A 14,706-nucleotide genomic window follows, 5' to 3' on the forward strand; every position below is an offset into this window, starting at 1 on the left:
GTGGCCCCGGTGCCCGGAGCGATCCGGGCACCGGGACCACGGTGTGGAGGCGAGGCGCCTCACGTCCGCGCCCGAGCGGTCAGGTCCCGTACGAGACCCGCACCTTCTCGAACCCCAGCGAGTGGAGCAGCCCCTTCAGCATGTCGGTGGTGTTGCCCTCGGCGCGGCCCGTGAGACCGCTGTCCTTCGCGGCGTCACCGATGTGCCGGGCGGCCAGCTTGCGCACCGCCCGCTCGTCGTTGGGATTGTCCGAGAACAGATCACCGAGCCGGTCGAGGAGACCGCGCTGCTTCGACACCGCGTACGAGCGGTCCGTGTCCAGGGCGGGCTTGCCGAGCTGGGCGTGCGGCAGATGCAGCGTCGCCGACGTGCGGTCCTTGTTCACCCGGACATCACCGGGGTCCACCTTTCCGAGATCGACGTACGCCTCGACGGTGCCCGCCCCGATGTAGAGGGTGCGGGTCCCGCGGATCGCGTCCGGCAGGTACTTCGTGTCCTTCTCCAGATCGACGACGACCTGGAAGTTCCCGGACGCGGCGTCGTATCGGCTCAGATCCTGCACCGACTTGAGCAGCGCGGGGCCCGACCGGTCGTGGGTCTCGGTGCCGAACAAACCGTCGAGACGGTTCATCAGGCGCAGTCCGGTGGCGACCAGCGCCACCACGACGACGACCACGATGACGGCCTTCGCCCACGGGGGGAGCGCAGCAACAGCCCTCGGCTTCATGAGGGAAACCTCCTTCCCATGGAGCCCGAGTTCCCGCCGCGGGCGCAGATCACGCCTGTCGCGGTGCAGCCTTCCCCGGGCAGTCCTACCGCCGGAGCAGTTCCGGCGAATCCGTAGGGGGTGGTGAGGGTGGTCACGCGTGTTCTCCGTCGAAGGGGCGCGGGGAACTGCGCGACCGGCCCCCACCCACCCGCACCCGACGACGCGTCACACGGTTCCCCGCACCGGCCGATCGCCCGACACCCGTGACCACCACACGCCCTCGCCGCGCGTCAGCCCCGGCAGAGCCAGCTCCATCTCCCGCACCCTGCGCGCCGTCAGCTCCCCGGTGATCAGCCAGGACGTCTCGCCGCCCGTGGTCCGCCCGAACTCGGCGCCCAGGGAGGCGAGCTGTGCGCTCACCGGGGCGAGCGCGTCGAGGGGGATCTCCGCCTCGAAGGTGTGCACGGGCTCGTGGACCCGGGTGCGGGCCCGCTCAAGGGCCCGCCGCACCACGAGCGCCGTCACCGTGCGGAAGTCCCCGGCCACACTCACCGGGGAGTCGAACCCCGAGCGGATCAGGGTGACATGACAGTCCGTCACCGGCCAGCCGCGGAGCCCACCCGCGGCGAGCGTGCCCCGCACCGTGTCCTCGACGGCCTGGTGGAACGCCCGGGGCAGGGCGCCCAGTTCGGTCTTGTACGTGAAGACGCGGCCGGAGCCGGGCGGCCCCGGCGCGACGCGCAGGCCGACGGTCGCGGGCAGCCCGGTCGTACTGCGGTGCCCCATCTCCTCGACGTCCTCGCCGGTGCCCACCGGGCGCTCCACGCACCGGATCCGGCTCGGCTCGAACACCGCCTCGATGCCGAACTCCTCGGCCAGCGTGGCCCCCAGGACCTCCTTCTGCACCTCCCCGTACAGCAGGAGCGCCGTCGCGCCGCCGGGGGCCGGACGGGCATGGATCAGCGGGTCCTGGTCGGCGAGGTCGAGCAGGGCCGTGCGCAGCGCGGCCCCCAGTCCCGGCTGCACGGCGCGGGCGACGGTCTCCAGGGTGGGCGGCGCGAACCGGGAGCGCCCGCCGTCGGTCCCGCCGAGCCGGTCACCGACCCGGATGCCCGCGACGCCCCGCACCTCGGCGATCCGGCCCGGCCCGGCGACGTCCCCGCCGGTCCCGGCCACCCGCAGCCCGGTGATGCGCGCCGGCACCGCCACGGTGCCGCCCTCCGCGTCCCGGCGCAGGAACGTCACCTTCTGCCGGGCCCGCAGCTCACCGTCGTACATCCGCAGACTGCCGACCCGTTCACCGGCGGGCCCGCGCCGCACCGCGAACACGGTCGCGGCGGGCGGCGCCGACGCGTCCCCCTTGCCCGCCGCGGGCAGGAACTCCACCAGTGCGTCGACGAGTTGACGCACTCCCTGACCGCCGAGCGCGGACCCGAACAGCACGGGATGCGCCAGCCCCTCGGCCGTCCGCGCGACCAGTGCCCGGCGCAGCGCACCGGCGGTCGGCGGCGCCCCGTCGACCAGCGCGGCGAGGACCGCGTCGTCCACCTCCGCGAGCGTCCGGGCCGCCGTGTCGTCCAGGGCGCGGGCGGTGACCGTCGCCCGGGGAGTGCCCGCGTGGCGGACCCGGGACAGGGGGACCACGTACGGGGTGAGCCTGCGACGGATGTCGTCGAGCAGCGGGCCGGTCCGTGCGCCCGCCCGGTCGATCTTGTTGACGAACACGAGCGTGGGCAGCCCGAGCCGCCGCAGCGTCTTGAGCAGCACGCGCGTCTGCGCCTGTACGCCCTCGACCGCGGAGATCAGCAGGACGGCCCCGTCGAGCACGTCGAGGGCGCGCTCCACCTCGGCGATGAAGTCGCTGTGGCCCGGGGTGTCGATGAGATTGATCTGGGTGTCGCCGACGGTGAACGCGGCGACGGCCGAGCGGATCGTGATGCCGCGCCGCCGCTCGATCGCGCCGGTGTCGGTACGGGTGTCACCGGCGTCGACGCTGCCGAGCCGGGCGATGGCCCCGGAGTCGAACAGCAGCCGCTCGGTGAGGCTGGTCTTACCGGCGTCGACGTGGGCGAGAATGCCGATGTTCAGGGTGGTGCGAACCTGCGGGGTCTGCATGGAAGGTCGAGTCCTCGAGAATCGTCCGGCGGGGGCGCTGAACTGCTTCGAGGAATCGGCGCATTCCGTTCTCCTGCTCAGATGAGGGCTGTGACCGGGCCATCCTGCTCACCGGGCCGGGGGTCCGCGCAACTCATTTTCCCGGCGGCCCGAACCGGCGCACGTACCGCTTCTGCCACGGGGTCTCCACCGCGTGCGGTTCGTAGTGCCGCCGCACGTATGCCACCGCCTCGGCCGCGGGGACGCCGTCGAGCACCGCGAGGCACGCGAGCGCCGTCCCGGTCCTGCCGCGCCCGCCCGCGCACGCCACCTCCACCCGCTCGTCCGCGCTGCGCCGCCACACGTCGGCCAGCACCTCGCGGGCCCGCGGCCGGTCCGCCGGCAGCCGGAAGTCCGGCCAGCGCAGCCAGGTGAACTCCCAGTCCACTGGCGGGGGTTGCCTTCCCAGCAGATAGACCGCATAGGCGGGACGCGGGCCCGGTGGCAGTGGCGCGCGCAGCCCCCGTCCTCGTACGAGCCGCCCCGAGGGAAGCCGAAGGACGCCCGGCGCGTCCGGGGTCCAGGTCATCGCGCCTCCCGCGCGGCCGAGAGCAGGAACGCCGCCAGCCTGCGGGCCCGCCCGAACGCGTCGGGGAACACGTCGAGTCCGTCCGAGACGAGCGCACCCTCGTGCAGCAGCATCAGAGAACGCCCCAACTCCCGTGAGGCGTCCGGCGACACATCGTGCGCGAGCCGGGTGAACAGCTCCAGCATCCACCGCTTCTGCCCGGTGATGACGGCGTACGCGGGGTGGGCCGGGTCGCTGATCTCGGCGTGCGCGTTGACCATGCTGCACCCCTTGCCGCTGTGCGCGGCCATCCACTCCTGGGACGCGTCGAACACCGCGAGGATCCGCTCAGCGGGGCCGAGATCGGCCGGATCGTGGTGCCCGGCCAGGAAGTCGCGCCAGCGGGCGTCCCGGGTGGCCAGGTAGTCGACGACGAGCTGCTCCTTGGACCCGAACCGGTCGTAGAGCGTCTTCTTCGTGACCCCCGCCTCGGCGGCGATCAGATCGACGCCCACGGCGTGGATCCCGCGCTCGTAGAACAGCCGCGACGCGGTGTCCAGGACCCGGAGCGCGGCGGGCGTGAGATCGGGTCGGTCCGGCTCGACGGCGGGGGAGACCTGCGGGGCGGAAGGAGGGGCCATGCCGCAAGACTATACCGATCTGTATAGTCGGGGAACGATGGTGGGTAAACAGATCTGTTTACCCGTGCCGTCTGTCCCTCCGATGTCGTCCACGAGGTGGTGTCCGCACCGTGAACGTGTTGCTGTCCATCGGCTTCGTCCTCACCTGGAGCTCCGGTTTCATCGGGGCCAAACTCGGCGCCGCCGACGCGAGCGCCGTGACCACGCTCATGTGGCGGTTCCTGCCGTTGGCGCTCGTGCTCGCCGCCGTGGTGGGGCGCCGTGCGGTCCGCGAGCTGACCGCGCGCGGCCTCGCACGGCAGGCCGTCGTCGGCGCCCTCTCGCAGAGCGGCTATCTGCTGACCGTCTACTACGCCATCCAGCTCGGCGTCTCCAGTGGCACCACCGCCCTGATCGACGGCACCCAGCCCCTGGTCGCGGGCGCCCTCGCCGGACCGCTGCTGCGCCAGTACGTCACCGCGCGCCAGTGGGCCGGCCTCTGCCTCGGTCTCGCCGGCGTCCTCGTCGTCACCACGGCCGACGCGACCGCCGTGACGGGCGTGCCCCCGTGGGCGTACGGGATCCCGTTCCTCGGCATGATGTCGCTGGTCGCGGCCACCTTCGTGGAGAGCCGCTCGACCACCCGCGTCGAGCCGATGGTCGGACTCGGCGTGCACTGCGCGACGAGCGCCGTCGTCTTCACGGGCCTCGCCCTGGCCACCGGGAACGCGACGCCGCCCGCCGCGCCGTCCTTCTGGCTCTCCCTCGTCTGGCTCGTCTGCCTGTCCACCTTCGGCGGCTACGGCCTGTACTGGGTCGTGCTGCGCCGCGACGGCCTGACCCGCGTGAACACCCTGATGTTCCTGATGGCGCCCGTCACCGCCGTGTGGGGCGCCCTCATGTTCGGCGAGCCCTTCGGGCTGCGCACGGCCCTGGGCCTGGCGCTCGGTCTCGCCGCCGTGGTCGTCGTACGGCTAGGAACCCGCGGGCGCGACGAGGTGACGGTTGGGGAGGATCGCGGCCTCGGCGAGCTCCGGGATCTCGGCCACGACGACACCCGCCCCGGCCAGGACGCCGATCCCGTCGGCGCCCGGCACGAACGTGTCCGGCTCGCGCCAGGCCGTCACCACCCGCCGCACCCCCGCGTCGACGATCAGCCGCGCGCACGGCTTCGGCCGTGAGGCGCGGTGGGCGCACGGTTCCAGGCTGCTGTACACGGTGGCCGTCGCCAGCCGCGGATCGTCGCCGGGGAGCTTCGCGAGCGCGGCCTCCTCGGCGTGCACGACCGGGTCGCCGCCCTCCCGGGAGTGCCCCCGCGCCAGCTCCGTGCCGTCCGCCGCGACCACCACCGCGCCCACGCTGAACGCCGTCTCCGACGGCGGGCAGTCGGCCGCCAGGTCGCAGGCGAGCCGCAGCCAGTGCCGGTCCGCCGCCGTGGCCGTGTCCGCGGTGCCGGGCACGGTCGGCGCGTACCGGGTCACGATCACATCGCCGACCTGTTCCGTTTCCAGGACCCGCATCCGGCTGCGCGACCCGCCCGGATAGTCGCCCGGCCCGAACAGGCGGGGTGCGTCCGGCTCCCCGACCACCAACGGGGCGACGGCGAGCCGCAGTTCGTCCGCCAGCCCCGACCGCAGCAGCTGCGTGTGCACCCGTGCCCCGCCCTCGACCATCAGCCGCCGCACGCCGCGCCCGCCCAGGTCGTCCAGGAGCGCCGCCCAGTCGACGGCCGCCCCGAGCGCCACCACCCGCGCCGCCGCGCCGAGCCGGGCCCGGGCGACGGCCGCGCCCCGGTCCGTGCTGTAGACGAGACGCTCGCCGCCCGTCGTCCAGAACGGATCGCCGGGATCGAGCTCGCCCGACCCGCTGACCGTCACCTTCAGCGGATACGCGGGCCGCCCGTCGGCGACCCGCCCGGCGCGGCGCGCCGCGGAGTTGACCAGCAGCCGGGGCCGGTCGGAGCGCAGCGTTCCCGCGCCGACCAGGATCGCGTCGCTCGCCGCACGGATGGCGTCGACGCGGTCGAAGTCCTCCGCACCGGAGAGCAGCAGTCGCCCCTCTCCCGTGTCGTCGAGGCACCCGTCGAGCGAGACGGCGGCGGACAACAGCACATGAGGGCGGGGCATGGCGACTCCGTGACCGGGAAGGACGTACCCGCCGACCCTACCGAGGAGCCGGCGGGGTGCCGTCACCGAAGGGCCGCCCGCCGAGCCGCTCCCGCCCGTGCGGGGCGGACCAGCCCGCCAGGTCGGGGCCGAGCGGCACGATCCGGGTCGGATTGAGCCCGGCGTGCACCTGGTAGTAGTGCCGCTTGATGTGGTCGAAGTCGACGGTGTCGCCGAAGCCCGGCGTCTGGAACAGATCCCGCGCGTAGGCCCACAGCACCGGATCCTCGGTCAGCTTGTTGCGATTGCACTTGAAGTGACCGTGGTAGACGGCGTCGAACCGCACCAGCGTCGTGAAGAGCCGGACGTCCGCCTCCGTGATCGTGTCGCCGACCAGGTACCGCTGCCCGGACAGCCGCCGCGACACCGTGTCGAGCCGGCCGAACACATCGCCGTACGCGGCCTCGTACTCGCTCTGCCCGGTCGCGAACCCGGCGCGGTACACGCCGTTGTTGACGTCGCGGTAGATCCCCTCCGCGACCTCGTCGATCTCGTCGCGCAGCGGCTCCGGATACAGATCGGGGGCGCCGGGACGGTGCAGTGCCGTCCACTCGGTCTCCAGGTCGAGGGTGATCTGCTGGTAGTCGTTCGTCACGAGCCGCCCGGAGGGCACGTCGACGATCGCCGGCACGCTCACCCCGCCCGGATAGTCCTTCTCGCGGGCGTCGTACGCCTCGCTGAGATAGCGGATGCCGAGCACCGGGTCACGGCCGTCCGGGTCGAGCGTGAACCGCCAGCTGCGGTCGTCCTGGATCGGGTCGGTGACCGCGAGCGGCAGGGCGTCCTCCAGGCCGAGCAGCCGCCGCACCACCAGCGCGCGGCTCGCCCAGGGGCAGGCCAGACTGACGACGAGCCGGTAGCGGCCCGCCTCGACGGGCCAGCCGTCCCGCCCGTCGGCCGTGATCCGGTCGGCGAAGTGACTGCGGGAGCGCTTGAAGGCCTTCTTGCCGAGCGAGGCGTTGCCGTCCATGACACATCTCCCTGGAGAACCGGATACGGACGTCCACGAGCCTGCCCGGGAAACGCGGGACGTACCACCGCTGGTGCGGGAGGCGGCGTCCCGTGCGCGGTGAGAGGCTGAATACGGTCCATGGGACGCTCCGGGAGATCCAGCGCCCAGGGCCCTTCGGACCGTGGAAGGTGTGCGCGCATGACGATCCTCACCGGTGACTTCCTGACCCTGGACGACGGCCGCCCCGCCGTCCGCCTCACCCGCGCCTACCGCCGCCCGGTCGAACAGGTCTGGAGCTACGCGAGCGACCCCGCCGCGCTGGCCCGCTGGTTCCCCTCGACGTTCGAGGCCGCCGAGCTGCGCCCCGGAGCCACCATCCGCTTCTTCGACGACCCTCAGATGCCGGAGTCCACCGGCACCGTCCTCGCCGCCGACGCCCCGCACCACCTCTCCTACACCTGGGGCGCCGACGAAATGCGCCTCGACGTCACAGCGCTCGGCGACGGCTCCACCCGGCTCACCCTGACGAACGTGCTGGAGAGCGCCGACACCGCCGCCCGCAACGCGGCGGGCTGGGAGGTCTGCCTGAACGCCCTCGACGCCGCCGACCGGGGCGAGGCGGAGGCGTCGTCTACCCCCGCCTGGAAGGAGCTGTACGACGCCTACGTCGCGGCGGAGTTCCCATCGGGCGCGCCGGTCCCCGGCTCGGACGACGCCACCCGGGGCGGCCACACCCCGGACACCAGCACCCCCGACGCGTAGGCGCGGGCGACCAGCTCCGTACGGTTCGCCGCGCCCCACCGGCGGGACAGCCGCCGCAGGTGGTACGTGACGCCGTCCGTCGTCAGGCCCGTCTCCCGCGCCGCCCGCGCGGTCGTCGCGCCCGCCGCCAGCAGCGCCAGGATCCGCTCCTCGTTCGGGTGCAGCGCCTCCGCCGCCGGTGCGGGCGCGACCGGATCCGCGGGGGACGCGGCGGCCGTGCGCAGCATGACCAGCAGATCCGGCAGCGCGTGGGGGGCGTCGCTCACCGGGTCGACGATCAGCTCGCCCTGCCGCCGCGCGCCGTGCGTGTCCCGCCAGGTCACCGACACCGTGTACCGGGACCGCCGGCGCAGCTTCAGGGCCTCGGCGATCCGCTCCACCTGGGCGGCGTCCAGCGGCGGGAACAGATCCAGCATGTCCCGGCCCCTGAGCCGGCCCGGCGTCGTGCCCCACTCGGCGGCCAGCGCCGCGTTCGCCAGACGCACCGTGCCGTACGGGTCGCACACCGCGACCGGCATCGGGATCCGGTCGAACAGCACCATCGCGCGATTGCGCCACACCACCGCGTCCACGGCGCCCTCCCCTTCCGACGGGCATGTCACGGACCGGCGTCCGGCACAACCCCGGCGCGCCGCCGGCCACTACACAATCATGTAGCGCACCTGCGACGACCGGCGGGGGAGCGGAGCCAAGCTGGAAGCTCCGATCCACCGCTCCGCGAAAGGCAGTTGTCGCACCATGCCGCACAACGCGCTGCTCCCGCCGCCCCCCACCGACGGCCTTCCGCTCATCGACATCTCCGCCACCGGCCCGGGACCGGCCCCGCTCCAGCAGGTCATGGGCCTGATGCGGCAGCACGGTCCGGCCCTCGTGCGCCGGCTGCACGGCCGCGACGCCCTCTTCGTCGCCGACCTCGACCTGGTCACCGAACTCGCCGACGAGGACCGTTTCGCCAAACACATCGGCCCGGCCCTGCAGAACGTCCGGGAGTTCGCCGCCGACGGCCTGTTCACCGCCTACGACGACGAGCCGAACTGGGCCCGCGCCCACGACATCCTGATGCCCGCCTTCGCGCTCGGCTCGATGCGCACGTACCACCCGGTCATGTACCGCGTGGCCCGCCGCGTCCTCGACAGCTGGGACCGCGCGGCCCGCGACGGCAGCCCCGTCGACGTACCGGGCGACATGACCCGGATGACCCTCGACACCATCGGACTCGCCGGATTCGGCTACGACTTCGGATCCTTCGACAGCGACGGGCCCCACCCCTTCGTCGAGTCGATGGTGCGCTGCCTGGAATGGAGCATGAAGCGCCTCGCCCGCGTCCCCGGCGGCGACCACACGGCCGTCGACGCGGCGTTCCGCACCGACGCCGACCATCTCGCACAGGTCGTCGACGACGTCATCGCCGCCCGCGTACGCGGCACGGAGGCGGCCGGCGACGATCTGCTCGGCCTCATGCTGAACGCCGAACACCCCCGGGACGGCTCCACGCTGGACGCGGCGAACATCCGCAACCAGGTCATCACCTTCCTCATCGCCGGACACGAGACGACGTCCGGCGCGATGTCCTTCGCGCTGTACTACCTCGCCAAGAACCCCGCCGCCCTCGACCTCGTACGCCGCGAGGTCGACGAGCTGTGGGGCGACACCGCCGACCCCGAGCCCGGCTTCGACGACGTCGGCCGCCTCACCTACACCCGGCAGGTGCTCAACGAGGCGCTGCGCCTGTGGCCCACCGCCGCCGCCTTCAGCCGGCAGGCCCGCGAGGACACCCTCCTCGGCGGACGCATCCCGCTGCGCGCCGGACAGGGCGTCACCGTCCTCGCGCCGATGCTGCACCGGCAGCCCGTCTGGGGCGACAATCCCGAGCGCTTCGACCCCGCCCGGTTCACCCCCGAGGCCGAGGCCGCCCGCTCCGTGCACGCCTTCAAGCCCTTCGGTACCGGCGAACGCGCCTGCATCGGACGGCAGTTCGCGCTCCACGAGGCCACCATGCTGCTCGCGATGCTGGTGCACCGCTACCGGCTGCGCGACCACGCCGACTACCGGCTCACGGTGAAGGAGACCCTCACCATGAAACCGGACGGCTTCACCCTCACCCTCGCCCCGCGCACCCCGGCCGACCGCCGCCACGGCCCGCTGCCCGGCCAGGGCGCCGCCACCGGGACCGAACGGGCCGCCGACACCGCCGGGTTGCCGGTGCGCGTACGCCCCGGCACCGGCGCCCTGTTCCTGCACGGCAGCAACTACGGCACCTGCTCCGGCCTCGCCGAGCAGCTCGCCGACGAGGCCGGAGCACTCGGCTGCGAGACCGAGGTCGCGCCGCTGGACGCCTACGCGGGCGCCCTGCCCACGGACCGCCCCGTGATCGTGGTCGCCGCCTCGTACAACGGCCGGCCCACCGACGACGCGCAGCAGTTCGCCGCCGCACTCGACGACATCCCCGACGGGGTCGTGTACGCGGTCCTCGGTGTCGGCGACCGCAACTGGGCCGCCACCTACCAGCACGTCCCGACCCGCATCGACGACCGGCTCGCCGCCGCGGGCGCCGACCGGCTGTGCGAGCGCGCAGCCGCCGACGCCTCCGGCGACCTGAACGGCACCGTGCGCACCTTCACCGCGCGGCTGCGCACCGCTCTCCTGGAGCGCTACGGCGACCCCGACGCCACCGGCGCCGCCCCCGCCTCCTCGGCGGTGTACGAGATCCGCGAGCTCACCGGCGGGCCGCTCGCCGCAGCCGCGGCCCGGCACGGACTCGGCGAACTGACCGTCACGGAGTCCTACGACCTCACGGCGCCCGGACACCCCCGCGCCAAGCGCTTCCTTCGGCTCGCCCTGCCCGAGGGGACGACGTACCGCACCGGCGACCACCTCGCCGTGCTCCCCGCCCAGGAACCCGCCCTCGTGGAGCGGGCCGTGGCGGCGCTCGGCCTCGATCCCGACACCCTGCTCGACCTGCGCGACAACCGGCCCGGGCGGACCGCTCTCGCCGTCGACCGCCCGCTGACCGTGCGCGAACTCCTCACCCTGCACGTCGAGTTGCGGCACCGGCCCACCCCCGACGCGGTGGCCGTGCTGGCCGCCGCCAACCCGTGCCCGCCCGAGGCTGCCGCCCTCAAGGCGCTCCCGGCCGACGACCCGCGCACCTTCGTCGAACTGGTCGAGGACCACCCGGCACTGCGCGGCGCGCTCACCTGGCCCGCGCTCCTGGACGTGCTCCCGCCGCTGCGCCCGCGCCACTACTCGATCTCGTCCAGCCCGGTGACGGGCGAACCCGGACACATCGACCTGATGGTGTCCGTCCTCGACGCACCGGCCGCATCAGGCCGCGGCCGTCACCGGGGCACCGGCTCCACCCATCTGGCCGGACTGCGGCCCGGCGAGACGGTCCTCGGGCGTGTACAACCGTGCCGCGACGCGTTCCGCATCCGGCCCGACGCGCCGGAACCGGTCATCATGGTCGCGGCCGGTACGGGTCTTGCCCCCTTCCGCGGCGCCGTCGCCGAACGCGCCGCCGGCCTGCCGCCCGCCCTGGTCTACTTCGGCTGCGACCACCCCGACCGCGACTTCCTGCACGCCGACGAACTGCGCGCCGCCGATGCCGCGGGGACCGTCTCGCTGCGGCCCGTCTTCAGCGAGGCCCCGGTCGACGACCAGGCGTTCGTGCAGCACCGCATCGCCGCCGAGGCCGCCGAGGTGGGCCGGCTGCTGGACGCCGGAGCACGGGTCTACGTCTGCGGGGACGGCGCCCGCATGGCGCCCGGAGTGCGGGCCGCGTTCCGCTCGCTGTACCGGGAGCGGACCCCCGGCGCGGACGAGAAAGCGGCCGAGGAGTGGCTGGCCGGACTGGTGGCCGAGGGGCGGTACGTGGAGGACGTCTACGCGGGGTGAGGGCCTTGGCCGGAGCCTGGCGTAGCGGGATCGTCACACAGGGCCCAGAATCAGATACATGTCCTTTATGTCCGCGGGTGTGACGTGGCTGGGACTGGGCCTGACGGTCGGTGTGGCGGGCCTGGTGACCTACGGTCTGGCGATGTTGCCGTGTTCGGCGACGGTGCGCCAGGAGGATGCCGAACTCGTCTGTCGCCCGGCCCGGCGCATGGCGCTGGGCCTCGGGGCGCTGGCGGTGTCGGCGGTCGTGGTCGGGACGGTGCTGATGGTGTTCGCCGTCACGGACTTCCGCTGAGCCCCTCCGGGCCGCCGCACGAGGACGGCCCGGAGGGGGTGGCGCAGGCGGTGTCAGGCGTCGCCGCCCCCGTAGGGGCGGGTGATGACCTCCATGCCGTGGCGCACGGGATCCATGAAGTACACGCCACGGCCGCCGTCGTTGTGGTTGATCTCGCCCGGCTGCTTGCCGTGCGGATCGGCGTAGTAGGTGATTCCGGCGTCCTCGATGCGCCGGAAGATGCCGTCGAACTCCTCCTCGGTGACGAGGAAGGCGTAGTGCTGCGTCACGATGGACTCGGCCGGGATCGACGCGAAGTCGAGTGTGACGCCGTTGCTGAGTTCGAGGGCGATGAACGGGCCCCACTCGGCCCCCACCTCGAGACCGAGGATGTGGGCCAGGAACTCGGCCGACTCCCGGTTGTCCCGGGAGTGGACGATGGTGTGATTGAGCTGGACGGACATGGTGGATTGCCTCCAGAAGGCAACTCCGGCACCTCCATGCCTCACCCGGTCGGTGACCGGCACGCGATGCGGCCGGGAGTATAGGCACATCCGGGCGCGCCCGGCCACCGATGGGCCGCTCCGGTCAGTCCAGGGCCAGTTCGGGGTTGTACATGTCCAGCCAGAGCGCCAGGTCGAGCGTGCGCTCCAGGCCGCGCCGCGACCCCTGGGTGATCTGTGGGGCCTCGCGGTGCGCGGCCCGGTGCACCCGGTCGCGGTCGACGAGGTCGAAGACCCGGTGCGAGGGGCGTGCCAGCAGGTCCTTGGTGTGGTCCTGGAGCGCGACCGCGTACTTCGGGTCCTGGGTGGACGGGTACGGGCTCTTCACCCGGTCGTACACCGACTTCGGCAGCACGTCCGCCGTCGCCTCCCGCAGCAGGGACTTCTCCCGGCCGTCGAAGGACTTCAGGGCCCAGGGGGTGTTGTACACGTACTCGACGAGCCGGTGGTCGCAGAACGGCACCCGCACCTCCAGGCCCACCGCCATGCTCGCCCGGTCCTTGCGGTCCAGCAGCACCCGCACGAAGCGGGTCAGGTGCAGATGGCAGATCCGCCGCATCCGGTACTCGAAGTCGCTCTCGCCGTCGAGGCGCTGGATGCCGCGCACGGCGCCCGCGTAGTTGTCGGCGACGTAGCCGCCGAGGTCGAGACGGTTCGCGAGGTCGGGGCGGAGCACGTCCGCGTCGTCTCCCATGTGCCGGCCCATGTTCACCAGCCACGGGAAGGTGTTCGCGTTGCGCGCCTCCTCGTCGAAGAACTGGAGGTAGCCGCCGAACACCTCGTCCGCGGACTCGCCGGACAGCGCGACGGTCGAGTGCTCGCGGATCGCCTTGAACAGCAGGTACAGCGAGGCGTCCAGGTCGCCGAAGCCGGCCGGCAGGTCGCGGGCCCGGATGACCCGGGCGCGTACCTCGGGGTCGGCCAGCGCGTGCGAGTCGAGCACGATGTCGCGGTGATCGGTGCCGGACGCCTTCGCCACGTCGTGCACGAAGGGGGTGTCGGGTGTGCCGCGCAGCTCGTCGGCGACGAAGTTCTCGGCCTGCCCGAGGAAGTCGACGGCGAAGCTGCGCACGGTCTCGCCCCGCCCGGCCAGCTGCCGGGCGGCGATCGCCGTCATCGCCGAGGAGTCCAGGCCGCCCGAGAGCAGCGTGCAGCGCGGCACGTCCGAGACGAGCTGGCGGCGCACGATGTCGTCGAGCAGTTCGCGGACCGTGGCGATGGTGGTGTCCCGGTCGTCGGTGTGCGCCCTCGTCTCCAGCGTCCAGTAGGCGCGGGCCCGCAGCCCGGACCGGTCCACGGTCACGACGGTGCCGGGCTCGACCTCGTGCATGCCGTCCCACACGGCCTGTCCCGGAGTCTTCACGAACGTGAAGAGCTCGCGCAGTCCCTCCAGGGAGACCCGGCCCCGGGCGAGCGGGTTGGCGAGGATCGCCTTGGGCTCGGATCCGAACAGCACGCCGTCGGGGGTCTCGTAGAAGTAGAAGGGCTTGATGCCCATCCGGTCGCGGACCATGACCAGCTTGTCGACGCGGCCGTCCCAGACGGCGAACGCGTACATGCCGTTGAGCCGGCCGGGCAGCTCCTCGCCCCACTCCAGATAGCCGCGCAGTACGACCTCGGTGTCCGAGTCGGTCCTGAACTCGTGGCCCTTGGAGGCCAGTTCGGCGCGCAGCTCGGTGTAGTTGTAGGTCTCGCCCGAGTACACCATCGCGACCGTGCCGCCGGGTGTCTCCACGGTCATGGGCTGCCGTCCGCCCGGCAGGTCGATGATGGCGAGCCTGCGGTGGCCGAGCGCCGCGGGGCCGTCGATCCAGGTGCCGCGGTCGTCCGGGCCACGGCATTCCATGGTCGCCGTCATCGCATCCAATGTGTGGTGCGAGGTCCGCAGGTCACGGTCGAAGGAGACCCAGCCGGTGATGCCGCACATATGCTTCCTCCCGCTTTGCCGTTCCGCCGTGTCGTTCCGGTGCGGCCGGTGTGACCTGCGGGAAAGCAGGGGGGAGCGCCACCGGGACCGAATCGGTTGTACACGGCATCTATATGTCGAGCGTGTGACATGGCGGTGGGGCGGGTCAATGTGCCCGTAACGCGGCGAACGGGGTCACCCCGTCGGTTTCGGCCGTGCGTCAAAAAGGTAAAGCGGTCGATTCCCTTCGCAAATCCGC

At 72.9% G+C, this 14,706-nt stretch carries 12 protein-coding genes and 1 pseudogene; 4 read left to right on the forward strand and 9 right to left on the reverse strand.

From position 1 onward, the window contains the following. Positions 1-79 precede the first annotated feature (79 nt). The 4 genes from ABZ930_RS06360 to ABZ930_RS06375 all read right to left on the reverse strand — a co-directional run bounded on the left by ABZ930_RS06360 (position 80) and on the right by ABZ930_RS06375 (position 4,012). Positions 80-727 (reverse strand): DUF4230 domain-containing protein, encoded by a 648-nt coding sequence (locus ABZ930_RS06360; RefSeq protein ID WP_361542360.1) that lies wholly within the window; start codon positions 725-727, stop codon positions 80-82. A 207-nt stretch (positions 728-934) separates the two neighbouring features. Then, complete coding sequence (otr(A), locus tag ABZ930_RS06365) at positions 935-2,824, reverse strand: tetracycline resistance ribosomal protection protein Otr(A) (protein ID WP_361542363.1); 1,890 nt, start codon at positions 2,822-2,824, stop codon at positions 935-937. Between the two features lie 133 nt (positions 2,825-2,957). Further along, on the reverse strand, positions 2,958-3,392 hold the full coding sequence (locus tag ABZ930_RS06370) for a protein-tyrosine phosphatase family protein (protein WP_361542366.1): 435 nt from the start codon (positions 3,390-3,392) through the stop codon (positions 2,958-2,960). Continuing rightward, a complete protein-coding gene (locus ABZ930_RS06375; protein WP_361542369.1) occupies positions 3,389-4,012 on the reverse strand; it encodes a TetR/AcrR family transcriptional regulator in 624 nt (207 codons plus the stop codon). Before ABZ930_RS06375 ends, ABZ930_RS06370 begins: the two co-directional genes overlap by 4 nt. 116 nt (positions 4,013-4,128) lie before the next feature. Here ABZ930_RS06375 and ABZ930_RS06380 point away from each other — a divergent pair. Next, positions 4,129-4,902: pseudogene (locus ABZ930_RS06380) on the forward strand (DMT family transporter); the annotation flags it as partial. A 63-nt stretch (positions 4,903-4,965) separates the two neighbouring features. On the opposite strand, the gene ABZ930_RS06385 reads toward ABZ930_RS06380, so the two are convergent. Further along, entirely contained in the window at positions 4,966-6,117 is a 1,152-nt protein-coding gene (locus tag ABZ930_RS06385) for a dihydrofolate reductase family protein (RefSeq protein WP_361542372.1), read from the reverse strand. Between the two features lie 37 nt (positions 6,118-6,154). Beyond that, positions 6,155-7,126 (reverse strand): glutathione S-transferase C-terminal domain-containing protein, encoded by a 972-nt coding sequence (locus tag ABZ930_RS06390; RefSeq protein ID WP_361542375.1) that lies wholly within the window; start codon positions 7,124-7,126, stop codon positions 6,155-6,157. 180 nt (positions 7,127-7,306) lie between these two features. Here ABZ930_RS06390 and ABZ930_RS06395 point away from each other — a divergent pair, with 180 nt between their 5' ends. Beyond that, positions 7,307-7,870: an SRPBCC family protein gene (locus tag ABZ930_RS06395; RefSeq protein ID WP_361542377.1), complete on the forward strand. Its 564-nt coding sequence runs from the start codon at positions 7,307-7,309 to the stop codon at positions 7,868-7,870. Here the strand turns inward: ABZ930_RS06395 and ABZ930_RS06400 are convergent. Then, on the reverse strand, positions 7,771-8,412 hold the full coding sequence (locus ABZ930_RS06400) for a PAS domain-containing protein (protein ID WP_361542879.1): 642 nt from the start codon (positions 8,410-8,412) through the stop codon (positions 7,771-7,773). The genes ABZ930_RS06395 and ABZ930_RS06400 overlap by 100 nt on opposite strands. A 196-nt stretch (positions 8,413-8,608) precedes the next feature. On the opposite strand from ABZ930_RS06400, the gene ABZ930_RS06405 reads away from it, so the two are divergent. Together ABZ930_RS06405 and ABZ930_RS06410 are read left to right on the forward strand one after the other, a co-directional pair. Further along, a complete protein-coding gene (locus tag ABZ930_RS06405; protein WP_361542380.1) occupies positions 8,609-11,764 on the forward strand; it encodes a cytochrome P450 in 3,156 nt (1,051 codons plus the stop codon). 58 nt (positions 11,765-11,822) lie between these two features. Next, positions 11,823-12,059 carry a hypothetical protein gene (locus ABZ930_RS06410; protein ID WP_361542383.1) on the forward strand — a complete coding sequence of 79 codons (237 nt, stop codon included), beginning with the start codon at positions 11,823-11,825 and terminating at the stop codon, positions 12,057-12,059. Positions 12,060-12,112: 53 nt separating this feature from the next. Here the strand turns inward: ABZ930_RS06410 and ABZ930_RS06415 are convergent, their stop codons facing one another. Both ABZ930_RS06415 and asnB read right to left on the reverse strand, forming a co-directional pair. Then, complete coding sequence (locus ABZ930_RS06415; RefSeq protein WP_361542386.1) at positions 12,113-12,502, reverse strand: VOC family protein; 390 nt, start codon at positions 12,500-12,502, stop codon at positions 12,113-12,115. A gap of 124 nt (positions 12,503-12,626) precedes the next feature. Beyond that, entirely contained in the window at positions 12,627-14,468 is a 1,842-nt protein-coding gene (asnB, locus tag ABZ930_RS06420; RefSeq protein ID WP_361542389.1) for an asparagine synthase (glutamine-hydrolyzing), read from the reverse strand. Positions 14,469-14,706: the final 238 nt, after the last annotated feature.

Origin of the sequence: Streptomyces sp. NPDC046716 (assembly GCF_040645755.1) — a bacterium.
In the GTDB taxonomy this organism is placed as follows: Bacteria; Actinomycetota; Actinomycetes; order Streptomycetales; family Streptomycetaceae; genus Streptomyces.

What these genes read in the sequence shown, in the direction of transcription:
- ABZ930_RS06360 (WP_361542360.1), bottom strand. Translation starts at nt 727, where the DNA reads ATGAAGCCGAGGGCTGTTGCTGCGCTCCCCCCGTGGGCGAAGGCCGTC.
- ABZ930_RS06370 (WP_361542366.1), bottom strand. Translation starts at nt 3,392, where the DNA reads ATGACCTGGACCCCGGACGCGCCGGGCGTCCTTCGGCTTCCCTCGGGG.
- ABZ930_RS06375 (WP_361542369.1), bottom strand. Translation starts at nt 4,012, where the DNA reads ATGGCCCCTCCTTCCGCCCCGCAGGTCTCCCCCGCCGTCGAGCCGGAC.
- ABZ930_RS06385 (WP_361542372.1), bottom strand. Translation starts at nt 6,117, where the DNA reads ATGCCCCGCCCTCATGTGCTGTTGTCCGCCGCCGTCTCGCTCGACGGG.
- ABZ930_RS06390 (WP_361542375.1), bottom strand. Translation starts at nt 7,126, where the DNA reads ATGGACGGCAACGCCTCGCTCGGCAAGAAGGCCTTCAAGCGCTCCCGC.
- ABZ930_RS06395 (WP_361542377.1), top strand. Translation starts at nt 7,307, where the DNA reads ATGACGATCCTCACCGGTGACTTCCTGACCCTGGACGACGGCCGCCCC.
- ABZ930_RS06400 (WP_361542879.1), bottom strand. Translation starts at nt 8,412, where the DNA reads ATGGTGCTGTTCGACCGGATCCCGATGCCGGTCGCGGTGTGCGACCCG.
- ABZ930_RS06405 (WP_361542380.1), top strand. Translation starts at nt 8,609, where the DNA reads ATGCCGCACAACGCGCTGCTCCCGCCGCCCCCCACCGACGGCCTTCCG.
- ABZ930_RS06410 (WP_361542383.1), top strand. Translation starts at nt 11,823, where the DNA reads ATGTCCTTTATGTCCGCGGGTGTGACGTGGCTGGGACTGGGCCTGACG.
- ABZ930_RS06415 (WP_361542386.1), bottom strand. Translation starts at nt 12,502, where the DNA reads ATGTCCGTCCAGCTCAATCACACCATCGTCCACTCCCGGGACAACCGG.
- asnB (WP_361542389.1), bottom strand. Translation starts at nt 14,468, where the DNA reads ATGTGCGGCATCACCGGCTGGGTCTCCTTCGACCGTGACCTGCGGACC.